17 protein-coding genes are annotated in these 19,645 nt (G+C 42.8%); 12 read left to right on the forward strand and 5 right to left on the reverse strand.

What is annotated here, in order from left to right; genetic code table 11:
• Window positions 1–22 precede the first annotated feature (22 nt).
• From HY960_11385 to HY960_11405, 5 genes are all read left to right on the forward strand, one after another.
• Window positions 23–2,500, forward strand: coding sequence for an isoleucine--tRNA ligase (locus HY960_11385; GenBank protein ID MBI5216345.1), 2,478 nt, complete (start codon window positions 23–25; stop codon window positions 2,498–2,500).
• 30 nt (window positions 2,501–2,530) lie between these two features.
• The gene (locus tag HY960_11390; GenBank protein ID MBI5216346.1) at window positions 2,531–3,064 is read left to right on the forward strand and encodes a TraR/DksA C4-type zinc finger protein; all 534 of its coding nucleotides are present in this window, start codon (window positions 2,531–2,533) and stop codon (window positions 3,062–3,064) included.
• A 7-nt stretch (window positions 3,065–3,071) separates the two neighbouring features.
• Window positions 3,072–3,707 carry a signal peptidase II gene (gene lspA / locus HY960_11395; protein ID MBI5216347.1) on the forward strand — a complete coding sequence of 212 codons (636 nt, stop codon included), beginning with the start codon at window positions 3,072–3,074 and terminating at the stop codon, window positions 3,705–3,707.
• 9 nt (window positions 3,708–3,716) lie between these two features.
• Window positions 3,717–4,709 carry an RluA family pseudouridine synthase gene (locus tag HY960_11400; GenBank protein ID MBI5216348.1) on the forward strand — a complete coding sequence of 331 codons (993 nt, stop codon included), beginning with the start codon at window positions 3,717–3,719 and terminating at the stop codon, window positions 4,707–4,709.
• Window positions 4,710–4,976: 267 nt separating this feature from the next.
• Window positions 4,977–8,114: a PD40 domain-containing protein gene (locus tag HY960_11405; GenBank protein ID MBI5216349.1), complete on the forward strand. Its 3,138-nt coding sequence runs from the start codon at window positions 4,977–4,979 to the stop codon at window positions 8,112–8,114.
• Between the two features lie 27 nt (window positions 8,115–8,141).
• Here the strand turns inward: HY960_11405 and HY960_11410 are convergent, their stop codons facing one another.
• A complete protein-coding gene (locus tag HY960_11410) occupies window positions 8,142–8,381 on the reverse strand; it encodes a hypothetical protein (GenBank protein MBI5216350.1) in 240 nt (79 codons plus the stop codon).
• Window positions 8,382–8,486: 105 nt separating this feature from the next.
• On the opposite strand from HY960_11410, the gene HY960_11415 reads away from it, so the two are divergent.
• A complete protein-coding gene (locus tag HY960_11415) occupies window positions 8,487–8,873 on the forward strand; it encodes a co-chaperone GroES (protein ID MBI5216351.1) in 387 nt (128 codons plus the stop codon).
• A gap of 21 nt (window positions 8,874–8,894) precedes the next feature.
• Here HY960_11415 and HY960_11420 read toward each other — a convergent pair whose 3' ends face one another.
• Window positions 8,895–9,317, reverse strand: a complete 423-nt coding sequence (locus HY960_11420) for a hypothetical protein (protein MBI5216352.1) — start codon at window positions 9,315–9,317, stop codon at window positions 8,895–8,897.
• Between the two features lie 114 nt (window positions 9,318–9,431).
• Here HY960_11420 and HY960_11425 point away from each other — a divergent pair, with 114 nt between their 5' ends.
• A complete protein-coding gene (locus HY960_11425) occupies window positions 9,432–11,507 on the forward strand; it encodes a T9SS type A sorting domain-containing protein (protein MBI5216353.1) in 2,076 nt (691 codons plus the stop codon).
• Window positions 11,508–11,549: 42 nt separating this feature from the next.
• Here HY960_11425 and HY960_11430 read toward each other — a convergent pair whose 3' ends face one another.
• Window positions 11,550–11,741, reverse strand: a complete 192-nt coding sequence (locus tag HY960_11430; GenBank protein MBI5216354.1) for a hypothetical protein — start codon at window positions 11,739–11,741, stop codon at window positions 11,550–11,552.
• 190 nt (window positions 11,742–11,931) lie between these two features.
• Here HY960_11430 and HY960_11435 point away from each other — a divergent pair, with 190 nt between their 5' ends.
• The 5 genes from HY960_11435 (at window position 11,932) to trpS (ending at window position 17,354) form a co-directional block, all read left to right on the forward strand.
• Window positions 11,932–12,621 carry a hypothetical protein gene (locus HY960_11435; GenBank protein ID MBI5216355.1) on the forward strand — a complete coding sequence of 230 codons (690 nt, stop codon included), beginning with the start codon at window positions 11,932–11,934 and terminating at the stop codon, window positions 12,619–12,621.
• 229 nt (window positions 12,622–12,850) lie between these two features.
• On the forward strand, window positions 12,851–14,197 hold the full coding sequence (locus HY960_11440) for an insulinase family protein (protein MBI5216356.1): 1,347 nt from the start codon (window positions 12,851–12,853) through the stop codon (window positions 14,195–14,197).
• Between the two features lie 3 nt (window positions 14,198–14,200).
• Window positions 14,201–15,646: an insulinase family protein gene (locus HY960_11445; GenBank protein ID MBI5216357.1), complete on the forward strand. Its 1,446-nt coding sequence runs from the start codon at window positions 14,201–14,203 to the stop codon at window positions 15,644–15,646.
• 75 nt (window positions 15,647–15,721) lie between these two features.
• Window positions 15,722–16,207 carry an HNH endonuclease gene (locus tag HY960_11450; GenBank protein ID MBI5216358.1) on the forward strand — a complete coding sequence of 162 codons (486 nt, stop codon included), beginning with the start codon at window positions 15,722–15,724 and terminating at the stop codon, window positions 16,205–16,207.
• Window positions 16,208–16,376: 169 nt separating this feature from the next.
• A complete protein-coding gene (trpS, locus tag HY960_11455; GenBank protein ID MBI5216359.1) occupies window positions 16,377–17,354 on the forward strand; it encodes a tryptophan--tRNA ligase in 978 nt (325 codons plus the stop codon).
• A 37-nt stretch (window positions 17,355–17,391) separates the two neighbouring features.
• Here trpS and HY960_11460 read toward each other — a convergent pair whose 3' ends face one another.
• The gene (locus HY960_11460) at window positions 17,392–18,480 is read right to left on the reverse strand and encodes a DUF1028 domain-containing protein (protein MBI5216360.1); all 1,089 of its coding nucleotides are present in this window, start codon (window positions 18,478–18,480) and stop codon (window positions 17,392–17,394) included.
• A 21-nt stretch (window positions 18,481–18,501) separates the two neighbouring features.
• On the reverse strand, window positions 18,502–19,644 hold the full coding sequence (locus HY960_11465; GenBank protein ID MBI5216361.1) for a hypothetical protein: 1,143 nt from the start codon (window positions 19,642–19,644) through the stop codon (window positions 18,502–18,504).
• Window position 19,645: the final 1 nt, after the last annotated feature.

Raw genomic sequence — 19,645 nt, forward strand, 5'->3', positions numbered from 1 at the left:
AGTAAGTAATGAACTTGTACTCATGCCTTTTGTACTCTGGTTAAAGTTGAAACCTAAGTCAACAATTATTACTTATCTATTTAACTTCAATATCTTAGATTATGATTTAGTCGATACAGATGAACTAAATCGAAATAAAAATCCGCATATATTTCAGATTTCTGGACCTCAAGCATTTTGTGTAGTTGAAGCAGACTTTGTAACAACGGAAGATGGTTCCGGTATCGTCCACATGGCCCCTGCATACGGCGAAGATGATTATCAAACAGGTCGCAAATACGGACTTCCGACAATCCATCCGGTCAACAAAAGCGGTGAGTTCAATCCCGAGGTAACCGACTTTGCAGGAAAGTTTGTGAAAGATGCCGACGCGGACATCATCCGCAATCTCAAAGAGCGTCATATTCTTTATAAGAAAGAGACTATCACGCACAGTTACCCACATTGCTGGAGATGTAAAACTCCGCTTTTGTATTATGCACGTGAATCGTGGTACATCGCCACCACAAAATATGCACAGCGCATGGTGGAGTTGAACAAGACAATCAATTGGTACCCGCCCGAAGTCGGCGAAGGACGTTTTGGAAACTGGCTTGCAGAAAACAAAGACTGGTCTCTCTCCCGCGACCGTTTATGGGGAACACCGCTTCCTATCTGGATTTGTTCCGATTGTGGAAAGCAACATTGTGTCGGTAGCGTTTCTGAACTTCAGGAGGTTTCAGGTTTGAGGTTTCAGGTTTCAGATAATAAACAGGAAACTGAAAACAGGAAACTGGAAACTGAAAACAGAAAACTCGATTTACACAAACCTTTCGTTGATGAAATCACATGGAACTGTTCTTGCGGCGGAACGATGAAGCGAACTCCAGAACTGATTGATGTCTGGTACGATTCGGGTGCGATGCCGTTTGCACAGTGGCATTATCCGTTCGAGAACAAAGAGTTGATTGACTCCGGCGAACAACATCCGGCTGATTTTATCTGCGAAGGAATTGACCAAACACGCGGTTGGTTTTATTCACTTCACTCCATCAGCACATTTTTGTTTGACAGACCTGCGTACAAAAATCTTCTTGTCAACGATTTGATTCTTGACAAAGACGGAAAGAAAATGTCCAAGTCGTTGAAGAACACGGTTGACCCGTTCATGATTATTGACAAGTACGGCGCGGATACAACGCGCTGGTATCTTGTTACCAACAGTCCGCCCTGGCGACCAACGTTGTTCAATGAAGAAGGAATGGGCGATACGCAAAGAAAATTCTTCAGCACGTTGTTGAACACGTATTCCTTCTTCAGTATGTACGCGAATATTGATGGTTTCACGTTCGATGGTCCCGGCATCAAAGTACAAGAACGACCGGAGATTGACAGATGGATAATTTCCGTGATGAATTCGCTCATCAAAGATTATATTGCGGCAATGGAAACATACGACGTGACAAAAGCCGCGCGCGCCGTCAGCGATTTCACGATTGACCAACTATCAAACTGGTATGTGCGACGCAACCGCCGACGGTTCTGGTCGAAAGCGTTACCGGCCGATGCGAACCTTGCGGCGAAAGATAAAGCGTCCGCTTATCAAACATTGTATGAGTGCTTGCTGACAATTTCGACATTGATTGCGCCCTTCTCTCCGTTCATTGCCGATGAATTGTATCGTAACTTGAACAGCGAATCGAAACGTGAACCGTTTGAATCGGTTCATCTTGCAGAGATGCCGACGCCGGATGAATCGGTGATTGATGCAGAACTTGAATCACGAATGCAGAAAACCGAAACAATCGTTTCACTCGTCCGTGCTATCCGAAACAAGGCAAATCTCAAAGTTCGTTTACCCCTCAAACGAATCATTCTTCCGATTGCTGAAGAGAAAAAGCGTCACGAAATCGAGATGATGGAAGCAATAATTCTGGAAGAAATCAATGTCAAAAAAATTGATTATGTTCATGATGATTCAGAAATTGTCTCGAAGAAAGTGAAGCCGAATTTCAAATCGCTCGGACCGAAACATGGCAAAGGCGTTCAACCGGTCGCAAATGCAATTCGGAACTTTACTCCGGCTGATATCAAACAACTACAAACAAACGGAAGTTTGACCATGCCGTTGAACGGGAGTGATGTTGTCATCGCTCTTGAAGATGTTGAAATCATTCACGAAGACATCAAAGGTTGGTTGGTCGAGTCAGACGGAACAATAACCGTTGCGCTTGATACTGAACTTACGCCTGAACTCATCGAAGAAGGATTTGCCCGTGAGTTTGTGAACCGCGTGCAGAACATGCGCAAGGATGCCGATTTTGAAGTGATGGACAGAATCAAAATTTATTTCAGCGGAACAGAATCTTTAACAAAAGCGTTACGTACATTCGATAAGTACATTATGAACGAAACGCTTGCAATAGAATTGAATAATAATTTCCAGCAAGGCGACTTCTCGGTTGAGGATGAAATCAACGGAGAACGTTGCTCGGTTGGAATTCAACGAGTTACAAATTAATCATTACAATTTTTTCAACGAGGAACGAACATGGCAACAAAAAAATCCGCTGCAAAAAAGACAACAGCAAAACCCAAAGCAAAGCCGAAGGCATCAAAGCCGGTAAAAAAGAAAGTTGTCAAAAAAACAGCGCCAAAGAAAGAAGTAAAAATCGAAATTGCTGCGCCCGTAAAAAAGGTCTCGCATAACTCTAAAGGCTACGGAAAGCGTGACCTCGAATTTTTTCGCGGAATCATTAACGAGAAGAAGAAAGAAATTTTCGAGGAACTGGAAACGCTTCGCGATACCATGATGGACTCGATGACGGGCGAATACACGAGCGAAAACCCGACATACTCCACGCACATGGAACAGGGAACCGATACGATGGAACGGGAAAAAACATTTTTGTTTGCCGCACGCGAAGGAAAATTTCTCAACTATCTCGAAGAAGCATTGAAGAGAATTGATGCAGGCGTCTATGGCAAATGCAATGTCTGCGGAAAACTTATTGAGAAAGAACGACTCGAAGCTGTGCCGCACGCTCAACAGTGTTTGGATTGCAAACTCAACAAAGGAAAATAATCTCCGAATGCGAATATTATTTCTCAGTCTTTTCATCGTCATCGCTGACCAACTCACAAAATTGTGGGTGAAAGGAATCAGTCTCCCTTCGCTTGGGATTGAGTTTCAGGGCTATCCCTACGGATACAGTCAACAAATTTGGGGAGATTTCCTCCGGATGACGTACATCGAAAATCCGGGAATGGCGTTCGGGATTGACATAGGTGGAAAATTATTTTTCTCCATCTTTTCCATTATCGCAAGCATCGGAATTATTTTTTATCTCTACAAGGTACGTGAAGAATCCATTTTCTTCCGACTTTCCCTTGCATTGATTCTCGGTGGTGCGGTCGGGAACCTGATTGACCGCGTTTTCTACGGAGTGATTTTTGATGAAGCGCCTTTATTCTATGGTCGTGTAGTTGATTTTATTGATGCTGATTTCTTTAACATCAATCTCTTCGGATATCACCTTAACCGATGGCCCGTGTTTAATATTGCCGATGCTTCTGTAACATGCGGCGTAGTATTGCTCCTCTTCGCTCAGAAAACATTGAAGCAGGAAACTCCTGCACTCCAACAATCCATTACTCCGGACATCAATAATATGGGGTCTGCGGAATCTCCTTCTCTTCCCGAAAGTTCCCAAGCGCCTCAACTTTGAGGCTCACGTATGAAAAATGTTGAAATCATCGTTCCCGACGTGAGGAAGCGGGAACGGCTTGATGTTTTTCTGACGAATCATGTTGAGAACGCGACACGCTCGAAAGTTCAACAGGCAATAAAAGAGGGCTTGGTGAAAATCAATGGTGAACCCGTCAAACCAAGCCACAAAATTTCAACAGGAGAGAAAATTACATTTCAACTTCCGAAACCTCCCGCGCCCGATGTCCTGCCTGAAAACATTCCTCTCGATATTTTGTTTGAAGATGATGAACTGCTCGTTGTGAATAAACCGGCAGGAATGGTTGTTCATCCCGCGTATGGAAATTATTCGGGAACACTTGTGAACGCGTTACTCTATCACTACAAAAACAATCTTTCCTCATTGAATGACCCGACTCGCCCCGGCATTGTTCATCGTCTCGATAAAGACACATCCGGTTTGATGCTCGTTGCAAAGAATGATGTCGCACACGCAAAACTTGCCCGGCAGTTTCTTAACAAAACAATTCATCGGGAGTATTGGTCAATCGTCTGGGGATTGTTTTCAAAAAGTCATGCACGGAAACAACGGAACACAGACATCACAGGAATTGTCGAAACATCACTCGGAAGAAGTAAATCAGACAGAAAAAAAATTGCAGTGACGGAAGACGGCAAATCGGCGATTACCGAATACAAAGTCATCGAAGAATTCGAATACCTTTCCCTCATTCAATGTAAACTCCGGACAGGTCGAACGCATCAAATCCGCGTCCACATGCACCACATCGGTCATCCCGTGTTCGGCGACCCGACGTATGGCGGAAGAAAAATCTCCTTCGGCGAAACAGATAACAAACGAAAACAGGAAGTCCATCATTTGCTGGAAATCCTCCCGCGTCAGGCGCTCCACGCAAAAAGAATTTCCTTCATCCACCCTACCTCAAAAGAAACGATGGTGTTTGAATCTGAACTGCCAATAGATATTTCATCCGTTCTGAAGATTTTACAATCTCATTAGGAATATGGAAACTGTATGTCAAGCAAAGAAAAAGGAGTGAATTACAACATCTTCACCTTTCTCCGGAACTCCCAAACTCCAACACTCCAATACTCCAATACATTACTTACTCTTTCCACACAATAACATTCGTTTCTTTTTCCAACCATTAGGAAAAGTTGAACGTTTTGCACTTTTTACAATCGGATTGTGTTGAGATAATGTTGCTTTTACCCAAAGCATTTTGTAAGTTTCTATCAGTCAATTACAATAATTCAATAATTCCAAGTGAATAAACTTTTTCTTTCTTGTTTGCTATTGTTTTGCACCGTCAGTGTTGCGCTTACTCAATCAACAGAATTCGGCAAAAACAAAGTCCAGTACAAAAACTTCGATTGGTATTTCATCCAATCAACCCACTTTGATGTTTATTTTTCCGATGGCGGAGAATACCTTTCAGAATACACTGCCGATGTTGCGGAATCCTCTTACAACTCCATCAGCAAATCGTTCCGTTATCAAATAACGAACAGAATTCCGATTGTCGTTTATAATTCTCACAACGATTTTCAACAAACAAACGTCGTCAACTCGTACCTCGAAGAAGGCATCGGAGGTGTAACAGAACTATTCAAGAATCGCGTTGTACTTCCGTTCGAAGGAGATTACGCCAAGTTCCGCCATGTCATCCACCACGAACTTGTTCACGCTGTCATCAACGATATGTTTTACGGCGGCTCACTGCAAAACATCATTGCCAATAACATCACGCTCCAACTCCCCTTGTGGTTCAACGAAGGACTTGCCGAATACGAATCGCTCAAGTGGGATACCGACTCCGATATGTTCCTTCGTGATGCAACCGTGCATGAATATTTACCGCCGATTCAATTTCTTGATGGCTACTTTGCCTATCGCGGCGGACAATCGCTATGGTATTACATCGCGACAAAATATGGTGAGGAAAAAATTGGGGATATTCTCATGCGAGTTAAATCCTCGCGCAGTGTTGAAGAAGGTTTCCGCTCTGCCATCGGCCTGAATATCAAAGAACTTTCAGAGCGATGGGAGAAAGAACAAAAAGTTCTCTATTGGCCCGACATTGCAAAGAGAAATGAGCCGGTTGATTATGCGCGACGCATCACCGACCACACGGAAGATGGAAGTTTTTACAACACAAGCCCGTCGCTTTCTCCGCTCGGCGACAAAATCGCATACATCTCAAATCAGGATGATTATTTTGATGTGTTCATCTCCAGCACCATCGAAGGTTCTTCGCCATCAAAGTTGATTAAAGGACAACGCACCGCTGACTTTGAAGAATTACATCTGCTCACGCCCGGCATGGCATGGTCTCCTGATGGAAAAGAAGTAGCGCTTGCGGCAAAAAGCGGAGAGCAGGATGCGATCATTCTTGTTGAAGTTGAATCGCAGGACGAACAGAAAATCGAATTTCATCTCGATGGAATTTTTTCTATTGATTGGTCGCAGGATGGAAACTACTTGACTTTCGGCGGCTCGAAAAACGGCCAATCCGATATTTATGTGTACAATTTCACGACAAAAGAATTGAAGAACATCACGAACGATATCTTCAGCGATGCCGACCCCGCGTGGTCTCCCGATGGAAAATCAATTTACTTTGTTTCCGATAGGAGCGAACATCTCTCGTTGATGAACAATCAACAGAATTTTAAGATGCAAACATATGCAAATCGGAAAACGGATGTCTATAAAATTAATGTTGAAAATTCAGTCGTAACCCGCCTGACCGATACCCCGCTCAACGACGAAGCCGGTCCGACTCCACTCTCAGACGGAAAACATCTCCTGCTGATTTCCGATTTGAATGGCATCAACAATGTGTACTCGCTTGATTTACAAACCGATTCACTTCGCCCGCTCACAAATTCGCTGACAGGAATTTATCAAATTTCTCTGTCGCGTGATGGAAACAAGATGGCGTTTTCTTCTCTGCACAAAGGCGGGTTTGATTTATTTTTAATGCGAACTCCCAACGAGAAAAAACTTGCGTCATCAACCATCGAGCCAACCGAGTTTATCAAACGACTAACAAAAGTTGAAACTCAAAGCGATTCCGTCTCATCCACGCAACATCAATTGGATATTTCCGATGATGTCATCGTCAAAACCGATGTTTCCGAATCTACAACGCGGCGGGAGGAAAAATCCGCTATTGACCTTCGACACTACATCTTCGATGAACGCTATCAAAAACCGGATGAAGAACCGACCGATTCGGCTACTAAAGCATCGTTTCAAAACAATGTTGATAAAGAAGGAAAATATGTCGTCAACAAATATCGCCTGAATTTCTCTCCCGACATTGTCTATGGTGCGGCGGGCTACAATACGTTTTACGGAATCCAAGGCTCAACCATCATGGCATTCAGCGACATGCTGGGCAATCACCAGATTTATCTCCTCACCAATCTTATGTTCGATTTGAAGAACAGCGATTACGCTCTCGCCTACTTCTATCTCCCCAAACGAATTGATTGGGGTATTCAGGGATTTCACAGCGCACGCTTCATCGCTCTCGATGACGGACTAACAGACGGAAGCCTCTACCGGTTCAGAAACTACGGCGCAAGTCTCATGGCAACATATCCGCTCGACAAATTCCGTCGTTTGGATTTTGGTCTCGGTTGGTTGAATGTCACCCGCGAAAATCTTTCGTACGATTTCTTCCCGCTTCAACAACGCTCGGTCATCACTCCGTCAATCAGTTATATCCATGACAATACATTATGGGGAATGATTGCCCCGGCAAACGGAACACGTTACAATATCAGTCTGCTCGGCAGTCCGAAACTCGGAGAAAACTCACTCGGCTTTTATAGTGTCACTGCAGATTACCGTCGCTATTTCAAACTATGGAAAAACTACACGTTTGCGTTGCGTTTTGCAGGCGGCGGAAGTTTTGGAGAGAACCCACAACGCTTCATCGTCGGCGGTGTTGATAATTGGATTAACAGAAAATTTGAAGACGACCGGCTCCCTATCGAAAATGCGGAAGATTATATTTTCCTCACGTCTGGAATTCCCCTTCGGGGCTACAACTACGCGGCAAAGGAAGGAACAAAGTACGCTATGACAAACATGGAATTCCGCTTCCCGTTTTTTGGATATGTTGCCGCAGGTCCTCTTCCGGTCTTCTTCCAAAGTTTGAACGGAATCTTTTTCCTTGATGTCGGCACCGCCTGGCACTCCGCATCTAACTTCAAGGGCTTCGACAAAGACGAACTTGGAAACACGTATGCAAAAGATTTATTGATAGGAACCGGTTACGGCTTACGAATGATCTTCCTCGGCTTCCTCGTCAAAATGGATGTCGCCTGGACGATTGATTTCCAATCCTCGTCACATCCACGGTATAATATTTCTTTGGGGGCGGATTATTAAATGATTTTAGCAGACAAGTACTATTTATTACTTGTCTGCTTTCTTTTCAGGTTCAATTTCTTTTTTTGATTTCTCCTGATTCAGTCTTGCTTTCCTCTTCTGCATCCCTTTATGCACCGGCGCTTTCCCTTCGCGTTTCTTCTTCTCGCGTAATTCGTACGCCTGTTTCTTCTTCTGCTTTACAGTCTCTTGTTGTGCTACAGCAACAAGAGTCGAACTGAAAAATAGTGCAATAAGTACTGCTAAAAAATATCTTGAAAGTTTCATTGTTTTTCCTTTTGAATTTTTCATTTTGAATTGATTGCAATATAACATTTTTCCCAAAATCTCCGTATGCTCTCCCCGATAAATTTTGTATATTCGGAGTGCGTTATGGACTACACAAGAAAAAAACAAATCATCATCGTTGGCGATAGAGTTCTCATCCTCCCAGAAAGCGACCGTGACCGCTCCCAGCATGGACTCTATCTCCCGCCAAGCGTCAAAGAAAAAGAAAAAGTCCATAGTGGATACGTCGTCAAAGTTGGTCCCGGCTACGCCGTTCCCAACCCGTCATTCATTGACCAGGAATCATGGTCAACAACTCCAAAAGACCCCGTAAAATACATTCCGCTGCAAGCCGAAGAAGGCGACTACGCCATCTTCCTCCGCGACCAATCCATCGAAGTCGAAATAGACGCAAAGAAATATCTCATCGTTCCCCAAACAGCAATCCTCATGCTCTTCCGGAAAGATATTCTCGGCGAACTCAACGTCTAAGAGATTCAAGTCCGTACAGGTTCATAATATTTTTCTTGATGCAACAACAGTCACCAAATGCCACAACTCCCGGTGAATGTAATGTGTAATCAGTGAGTTCATCTCCGAAACAAGCGAGGAAGGAACGATGATAAACAACCGGTAAGATTTTCCACTCTGTTTATCCTTCTGGTCAAGGAAAACATCATACTCGGTCAATGATGCCTCTATATCAAGTTCCTCAAACGATGTGCGCACAATACCGAGAACATATTCTTTCATAAGTGTATCATAAGCAAAAATATCGGGCATCTTCCCCTGCTGGTCGCCGTAGCCATCATTGTGCAACAACGCCGGTTGCGGGAATCCAAAGTCTCCCCGTACTCCCCGAACTTCAAACCCTACGGCTTGGAAATATTCGAGCAGTTCCTGAGTCAAAATATGGTTCTTTTCATCTTGCAACATTGTTGTCTTTGAGAAAAATTTTCCTGAAATTTGTACTGAATTACAACGCTTACATTCTCATGAATGTAATGATAATAAATTTTCTTCATTAAAATCAAGACTAAGGAGCTAAGGATGAGTAAGAAAATTATTGTGTTATTAATGTTAATAATTCCCCTGCAATTACCTGCACAGTGGGAAAAATTGGACGGACCATATGGTGGTTCTGTGAATTTATTTGGTTCGGTCGGTTCAGACTTGCTTGTAACAGTTAGTAATGGCAGAGAAATAAAATCTTATTTTTCGACTGACGAAGGAGCAAAGTGGAATATTATCACTACCCTTGAAGATAATATTATTAATTCTACTTTGAATACCGAGAATTATTCCTATGTAACCACAAGTAACCACGGAGTCTACCGTTCTTCCGACAATGGTTCTCACTGGATTCCTGTGAACGACGGATTGACATCACTTCAATATGGAGTTTTAGCATTGTGTGATTCATTCATATTTGTTGCTTCCCCCGACGGAGTTTTTCGTTCAACTGAACTTGATACCACCTGGGAATCTTCAAATGTCGGTCTCTCAGTTCATAAAGTTAATACCTTTACTGTTCTTGGAAATATTATTTTCGCGGGTTCTTACACTGGCGGAATTTTTCGCTCCACTGATTATGGTCTTACATGGAATGATGTTAACAGTGGTTTGATTAGCAGGTCTATTACTTGTCTTGCAAGTTATAATACTATTATCGTAGCAGGATTTGACGGCACTGGCATTTATCGTTCGTTAGATAGTGGCAAAACCTGGAATGCTATAAACTCAAGGATACCATCACTTGATATTTATGACATCATTTTTTTCGGCAATGAATTGTTTGCTAGTACTAACAATGGTGTTTTTCGCAGTTCAAATAACGGTTCAACATGGATTCTGACAAATAACGGATTATTTAGTTCCTTTGTTTACGAATTATTTTCTTCCGGGATTTATCTTTTTGCCGGTACCTATAGCGGTATTTTTCGTTCAACCGATTTTGGTTCGAGTTGGGTCTATAGTAGCAATGGACTTTCAGACTTATCCATAATTTCGATTACTGCACTTGATTCATTTTTCTTTATTGCAAATAGTAGCCATGGTGTATTTCGTTCAACTGATAATGGTGTAGGTTGGACAGAAAGTAATTCAGGAATAGTCAACCCGTTTGCAACTCAACTGCTGGTGAAAGATAGTATCCTTTTTGTCTGTACATCAGATAGTGGTATTTATAGTTCAGTCAACAAAGGGAATAGTTGGTCTGCCGTTAACTATGGTCTCTCAGACTATTATATTACAACTCTTATTAACAAGGACTCTATCCTGATAGGGGCATCATCTTCAGGAGTGATTTTTCAATCTTCCGATAATGGGATGAATTGGAAATCAGTTAACTCGGATTTCAATTCTAATGATATTCACGTTTTCGCTGTAATAGATACCTTACTTTTTGCAGGATGTAAAAATGGAGTTTTCCGCTCCCATGATAACGGTTCAACTTGGACTGCTGTAAATTCAGGATTAACCACACTCAACACATATAGTTTATCAATCGGGGATACTACTCTTTATGCAGGTACTGTAGCAGGTATTTTTAGTACAACAAATTACGGCGACACATGGAATGAGATTGGACTCGGTTTAAATTTATCTTGGGTTCGTTCTATTTTGGTAATAGGAAACGATATCATTGCGTCCACATACAATGAAGGTATTTTCAAATTCAATCGTGAAGATGAAATTTGGTATGAAGTTAACAATGGCTTAACAAGTTCGAGAGTGTTTGCTCTAACAAGTATAGGTGATTACCTGTTCGCTGGAAGCAAAGGTATTTGGAAACGCCCCCTCTCGGAAATACTAACTTCTGTTAAAGAAATTCCCAGTAATGAAATTTCAACGCATTTTGCATTAGAACAAAACTACCCAAATCCGTTTAATCCGACAACGAAAATTAGATTTCGTATTACAAAATCTGAAAATACTTCACTTAAAATTTTCGATATTCTTGGAAAAGAAATTTCTGTTCTCGTTAATGCGTATCTTCACCGGGGCGTATATGAAGTTCATTGGAATGTAAACACTCTATCATCCGAACAACCGGATGGGGTTTATTATTATCAGTTGAAAACCGATTCATACATAGAAACAAAAAAAATGTTGCTCTTGAGGTAACACGATTACTGCTCAGAACATTTTGAAGAAGAATAACCCTGCTTATCTACTACAAGTATCATAAGCAAAAATATCGGGCATCTTCCTCTGCTGGTCGCCGTAGCCATCGTTCTGAACAAAGGGCGGTTGGGGAAACGCCATCTCCCCGCGCACTCCTCTGATTTCAAATCCTATAGACTGAAAATAGTCGAACAATTCCTTAATCAGGCGATGATTCTGTTCATCGTGCAACATATGTGAGTAAAATAGTTGTCTTTGACAAAAAATTTTCGGAAGATTGTACCACGTAAGCCGAATCGTTATGTCAATGTAAAGAATTTGGTGAGATTTTTCCAACTCTGTATCGAAATCAATTTTCCATTTCTTGAGAGAACGAGAAGGCTTATGAACTAAAACTATTTTTTCAACTATTTCGGAGTCTTGTATGGATACCACTGTTATTTTCGATCCGTGGCGGGCGTTCGTGTTACAACTTGCCGAGTTTTTACCTAAGATTCTCGGCGCACTTGTTATTCTCGTCGTCGGCTGGATGATTGCTAAAGTTACTCAACTCGGTGTCACCCGTTTCCTGAAATTAATGCGTGTCGATTTTATTTCAGAGAAGGCGGGTGTGGACGAGTTTCTCCTTCACGGCGGGCTAAAACAAACCGCTGTTGATATTCTCGGGATGCTTGTCTATTGGGTTCTCATGTTGATTGTCATTCTCATCGCGCTTAATAGCATGGGTCTTCAAACAGCATCCGAACTGTTGAACCAAATTATTTTATATATTCCCAATGTCATTGTCGCAGTTGTAGTTTTTATCGTTGGATTATTTTTTGCAAAGTTCCTGCAAGCCTCGGTGGCAACATACTTCAGCAATGCCGGGGTAAAAAATGCACGTGCGTTGGGAACCATTACACAATATGCTGTAATTATTTTCGTCGTCTCGATTGCTCTGGAACAATTATCTATCGGGAAAGAGTTGGTCGTTAGCGCGTTCCAGATTGCGTTTGGTGCTATTTGCCTCGCTCTTGCTCTGGCATTCGGGCTGGGCGGAAGAGAGTGGGCTGCAACTATTTTATCAAAACATCTCCCGGTAAACGATGATGTCGAACAGCAAACGGAAGAATAATCTTCTTCCTTTACCTATGTTTGATTGATTCAATATTTGAGTCTATACTAAAAACTCTTCACAGAGTATATTCGGACTTGAAAACAATCTGTTCTCATTATGATTCTGTCATGGAATACTCTTTTTATTGCAGACTCAGAAATGAATGAAAAACTTGTTTCTCACCTCCCAAATCTTTACATTTTTGCCGTTTGAAACTATCTCTAACACTTAAAGTGAGATTTCATTAATGAAAATTTTTCTTCTATGCTTTACAAGTTTACTGTTTGTTAGTGCAATGAGTTTTGCACAATTAAATATCAAGTTCGAGCAATACCAACTCGGAAACGGAATGAATGTTATTCTTCATGAAGACCATTCCGCTCCGGTGGTTGCCACTGTCGTCATGTATCATGTCGGTTCAAAGAATGAGAAAGTCAAAAGAACCGGTTTCGCTCATTTATTTGAACACATGATGTTTCAGGGTTCCGAACATATCGGCGACGATGCACATTTCAAATTACTTTCGGAAGTCGGAGCAAGCATTAACGGCTTCACCACAGAAGACGGAACAACCTATTACGAAGTCGTCCCGAGTAATCATCTCGAACTTGCATTGTATCTTGAATCGGACAGGATGGGCTTCCTCCTCCCTGCTATGACTCAGGAAAAACTTGACAACCAACGCGACGTAGTAAAAAATGAACGCCGTCAACGGGTTGATAATGTTCCCTATGGTACGGCAGACGAGAAGATTGCAAAAGCAATGTTTCCGTCCGACCATCCGTACAGTTGGCCCGTCATCGGTTACATGGAAGATTTATCAGCCGCTTCAATGGATGATGTAAAAGATTTCTTCCGCACCTATTACGCACCGAACAATGCGTGCCTTGTTCTCTCCGGTGATTTTAATCCTGCCGAAGCGAAGCAACTTGTGGAAAAATATTTCGCCTCGTTTCCAAGGGGAAAATCGTTCGAACGTCCCGAAGCAGTTCCTGTTTCGATGAAAGAACAAACAATCGAAATCTTTGAAGATAAAGTTCAGTTGCCTCGTCTTTATGTAACGTGGCATAGCCCGAAATCGGAAACACGCGAAGATGCAGTCATGAACGTCTTTGCCCGGATTCTCAGTAGCGGGAAGAATTCACGATTGTTCAAATCATTAGTATATGAACAACAAATCGCACAATCTGCTTTTGCATTTCAAGGCGGTTCAGAAATTGCAGGTCAGTTCCAGATTCAAGTAACAGCAAAACCCGGAAAGACATTAACGGAGATGCACTCGGCAGTTACAAATATCATCAATGAAATACTACAAGGCGGCGTGGAAGAAAAAGAAATCGAAAAGGCAATCACGGGAATTGAATCTCAAATTATCAACAGCGCATCAACCGTGCTGGGAAAAGCGACCGCCCTCGCTTCTTACTACTCATACACGGGCGACCCGGACAATATCAACAAACAATTGGATGACTATAAGGGAATCACGTCCGATGAAGTAGTTTCCGTCGCGATGAAATATTTAGATAAACCGAACATGATACTCAGTATCGTGCCTGTCGGAAAACAGGAACTTGCAGTATCGAGAGGAGAATAAGCCATGAACAATATTTTTAAATACTCATTGACAATATTATTCACATTCATTTTTGTAATGACTTCATTCAGCGCTGACGAACTTGACAGAACAAAACGACCGACACCGAAACCCGCTCCCGTGGTTTCCTTGCCGGATATTCAAAAAGCAACATTAAGTAACGGATTGCAGGTCTGGTTAGTTGAGCAACACGAACTTCCGACATTTGCTTTTAATCTCGTCATCCATGCCGGTTCCGACCACGACCCGGTTTCAATGCCGGGACTGGCCACAATGACTGCCGATGTTCTTGATGAAGGAACCGCCACGCGTGACGCTCTCGCCATCGCTGAAGAACTTGAAACCATCGGCGCATCACTCAATGTCAATGCTGGCACTGACGGTTCGTTTTTCACGCTCAGTTCCTTATCCAAACATTTTGATATGGCATTGAATGTATTTGCCGATGTTCTGTTGAACCCGGTATTCCCGGAAAAAGAATTTGACCGATTGAAAAAGCAACGACTCACAACGTTACTTCAACAAAAAGACCAACCGGTCTCGATTGCCAACAATGCGTTTTCGTTCTTGCTCTATGGCTCTTCGCATCCGTATGGAAATAATTCATTAGGGACCGAAACATCACTCAATGCATTGACACAGAGCGATTTGGTCAAGTTTTATCAATCATATTATGTCCCGAACAATGCAACGCTCATCGCTGTTGGCGATTTGAACATGAACGATGTTGTTTCAAAACTTGAAGCAAGTTTGAAATCATGGAAAAAAAATGCGGTTGCGCCTCTTAACATTCCAACTCCGGCTGCAATAGAGAAATCCAAAATTTTTATCATTGATAAACCCGGGGCGGCACAATCGGAAATTCGTATGGGCTATCCTGCGTTAGCACGAAGCACACCCGATTATTTCCCTGTGCTTGCAATGAACAGAATGTTAGGCGGGCAGTTCAGCAGCCGCATCAATATGAATCTCCGCGAAAAACATGGCTTCACGTATGGCGCCCGTTCAGGATTTTCCTTCTATAAAAATGTCGGACCGTTTATCGCGAATGCGCCTGTTGTCACGGAAAAAACAGACAGTTCGTTGCAAGAACTATTCTATGAAATTAATCTCATGCGCGATAAAGGTATGACTGACGACGAATTGAAATTCGTCAAGAACGGATTGATTGGCGGTTTTGCCCTCACGTTTGAAACTCCGGCGCAAATTGCAGGCGGGTTACAAAATATTGCCTTGTACGGTTTGCCGGATAATTATTTTGCTACCTATCTCCAAAACATCGAAAATGTTTCACTGGATGATGTCCAGCGGGTGTCGAAAAAATATCTCGACACATCAACAATGTACACGCTGGTCGTCGGGGATTTGGCAAAAATAAAGGATGGAATTAAAGCATTAAATGTATCAGAAGTCATCGAATGTACGATTGATGGAACACCAAAACAATAACAGTATTCAGCAGAAGGAGTAACTGTCTTCAGCGCGCGACATGATTTTTTTAGAGAATTAAACAACAAAGTTCTTATCCTCAATAACAACTATGAACCGTTGACCATTTGCAACGTCCGGAAAGCAATCATCCTCTTATACCTTGGAAAGGCAGAGATGATTGCCGCTCGTGACGGGAAAATGGTTCGCTCGGTCAGTGTTGCAATGCCCTATCCCAGCATTGTTCGGCTTGGTGTCTTCATTCATGTTCCGTATAAAAAAATTATCCTCTCACGGAAAAACATTCTTCGCCGCGACGGACACCGGTGTCAATATTGCGGTCGGAATGAACCGACGTTGACGGTTGACCATATCATCCCGAAAGCGCGTGCCGGAGAAGATACATGGGAAAATCTTGTAGCCGCATGTGTGCAATGTAATAACCGAAAAGGAGATAAAACACCTGAGGAAGCGCACATGCACCTCAACCGGAAACCGATGCGACCGCATCATCTGTTTTTCATACGACATTTCGTTGGCTCGATTGATGAGCATTGGAAGCCGTATTTGTTTATGAATTGACGTAACGGTCAATCAACCTCACTTATACTTCCTCATTTGTTGTTCATCATTCGATATTCATTATTCTTTGACAATGAGAATATCGAATGATGAATGCTTGCCCGCCTAAGGCGGTTGAAAGTAATGAATGAAGAAGTTTTTTAAACTCTATCAGTAACAACATTAATTCATGAAAAAACGAATCTTAAGTGGAATGCGCCCCACGGGCAAACTCCATCTCGGTCATCTTGTCGGAGCGCTCGAAAACTGGGTTGCGCTTCAGTCCGAATACGAAAACTTCCACCTGATTGCAGATTACCATGCGATCACCACGAATCTTGATTCTTCCGAATTGTATCAGAATTCGCTTGACATGGTAATTGATTGGCTCGCCGCAGGAATTGACCCGGTGAAAAGTCCCATCTTCCGTCAATCGCAAATTAAGGAACACACAGAACTCCATCTCATCTTTTCGATGCTCATAACAAGCGCGCGGCTTGAACGGAATCCAACATTGAAAGATCAGGTTCGTGACCTGAATATTGAAAATGTTATTTACGGACATCTTGGATACCCTGTTCTTCAGGCGGCGGATATTTTATTGTACAAAGGAGATGTAGTCCCGGTTGGAGAAGATCAGGTTCCACACATCGAAATTACACGGGAGATTGCCCGGAAGTTTAACACACAGTGGGGAAATGTTTTTCCTGAACCGGAAGCGAAACTGACTAAGTTTGCACGCCTTCCCGGTTTGGATGGAAACATGAAGATGAGCAAATCTGCAGGTAATACAATCTTACTCTCTGATTCTCCCGATGAAATAAAAAAGCGACTTCGGACAGCAGTCACCGACACACAAAAAGTACGGAAGGGTGACCCGGGACGCCCGGAAGTTTGCTTAGTGTTCACGTATCACCAAAAATTTAATCCGTCCGAAGTTCCGGAAATTGAGCAGTACTGTAAAAGCGGTGTACTCGGATGTTTTGATTGTAAAATGAATTGTGCAACAAAAATTGCCGAAGCGTTAGCCCCAATGCGTGAAAAGCGAACTCATTATGAATCTCATCTGGGACAGGTGAAAGAAATTTTATCTGACGGAGAAACAAGGGGAAAACACATCGCACAGCAGACGATGGCTGAGGTGCACCAAGTAATGAAACTTGGATGATTGTTGATTGACGCTTGAATCAATCAATGAACCAATATTAACGATTCTCTTTCTCTTCCCGGTATTTCTGAAGCCGTTTCCAAAAGTTATCGTTTGCGGGACTTCGTTTGACAAGTTCCGCACCGATAGCAATTGCTTCATCGTAGTGTCCGAGATAGAAATGACATTCGGCGAGAGTTGAGAGAACACGGTCATTTGTTGGTTCAAGTTTCGCAGCACGTTTTGCCAAATCAAGCGCACGCTCACGGTCAATATCATACGTGGCAAGTATAAAAGCGATTCGGTTGAGAACGTCCGGGTCGTCGGGTTTGTCGCGAAGTTGAGCGTTTAAGTCGTTCACCAATCGCTGTAATTCCTCTCTTGCGGCGGTAACGTTATTCTGTTGCATAAATACTTCGATACTTTTTATCTGTGTATCGAATGTAAATCTGTTCACCCAGAGTTTATACAATCGCTTGAGTTCCTCCATCGGCGTCGGGCTGTCATCAACACGAATATCTACATACCTATCGTTCAATCCCAAATAACCGCCGTTCGCTCTCACAACAAGAAGCGCGGCAGAACGATATCCTGCATCGGCGCTCGCTCGTTCACCGCTTTCCAACGCGCTCAATAATCTGTCCGATAATGTACCACGGGCAAGTTCAAACGTTCTTGCAATAACTTTGATTATGCTTTCCGATGAGAGAATATTTCCCTGCACGGAAAATCCCGGACCGTATAAATGCGTCGCTCTTTGTACACATCCTGACCCGGTGAACGCATACGAATTTCCTTTCGCATCCACCATTCCCACCTGACGCTGTGTTGTGTCGCCATCGTTGAGAAGCATTGCACCGATAATTTCATACGGCTCCAGTCCCCGTGCAAGCATTTCTAATCCAACAGGTCCATAGGTGGTGTTTGCCGTTGCCTGTGTTGCCACAGCGCCGACACCCGCCTTCGCATACGGAACAATCGCACCGACACTAAGAACACGGGAAAGTACGGCTACACCGATGTCGCCGGTGAGCGAATCAACTGCGACAATGGAAATTGTTCCCACAACTTCTGAAGGAGTTGAAGACTGAGCCTGAGCAGAACAAATCGAAAAAAGAAAAATACAAAGTAAAAAAAGAGATTTCATCATCATACCCTAATGCTGAAATTAAAAACAGGTTGTTTGGAGAGAGAGTTTAAACCTTCGGATTATTTTGTTGCCGGTATCGGCAATGTAAATTGTACAATCGTTCGAGTAAGCAATTCCGCGCGGGTTCTTTAATCCCGGGAGAAGAGAACTTGCAGTTCTGTATTTGCCGAATGATTCGGCTTTGAATCGCCCGTTCCTGTCGAACTTCAACACGCTATCAAGTTCAGAATCTACAATAAAAACATCGCTTCTTCTTCTGTCCATTGTGGCGGCCGTGGGAACTCTGAAGCGGAAAGTTCGAATAAAATCTATACTACGTTGTTCGGGTTTTGAAGGGTCGAAGCGCGGTTCCCACCCTGAAAACTCAGCTGAAGTACGGTACGTCATCCAAATGGCGGCATAGGCAGCGCATAACGAATTTTGTAATACAATAAAATTCCTGCTTGATGGGAACATTGCAAATCCTGTTAATTGACTTATATCAGTAATTGCTGTTCCACCACAAGTACGGGTGGCGAGCGCTCCTAAAGGAGTAATCATCTTATCTTTTTTATCAAAAGAAATGACACGTGTATCCGGGTCAACAACACTGGTATTATCCGGTCCGGTACGTGCGGCTAAGAATTCATTGTCCGGCATTATCCCGATGCCCACAAATCTTCTTTTGGGTCGCTCGGCTTCTTTTCGGATAATACGCATGGGGGCGTTCTTCAAATCATGATTTATCATTATTGATGTATCGCGGCCACCAATAGTTGTGTCAAACCGAACAAGATAAATTTTATAAATTGCACCGATGGTATCTCGTCCGTTTTGTGCCATCGTTTCTCCGCAAACATATAAATCAAGTTTGAGGTTTTGAGCAATAGCAACCGGGTGGGGAACCGTTTGACTATCAAGAATTACACCCGCCGCATCCATCATGAAAATTTTGTTTCGGTCGTAATCTGCAACATAAATTAACTGGTCATTCCCGACAAGGACGGAAACAGGAGTTTCAAAACCACCATACGGCGGCGTTACTTCAACGTAACTGGTATCGCCGCGCGAACTATTTTCATTGGGATTCGGTAGTACAGCTGTGTCAAATTTTACATCGCATCCACCAACAACCATTAGCAGGCTCAGCGTAATCAACATGGAAGAGAACATCAGTTTCATA

The organism is Ignavibacteriota bacterium (genome assembly GCA_016212665.1).
GTDB lineage: Bacteria > Bacteroidota > Ignavibacteria > UBA10030 > SZUA-254 > FW602-bin19.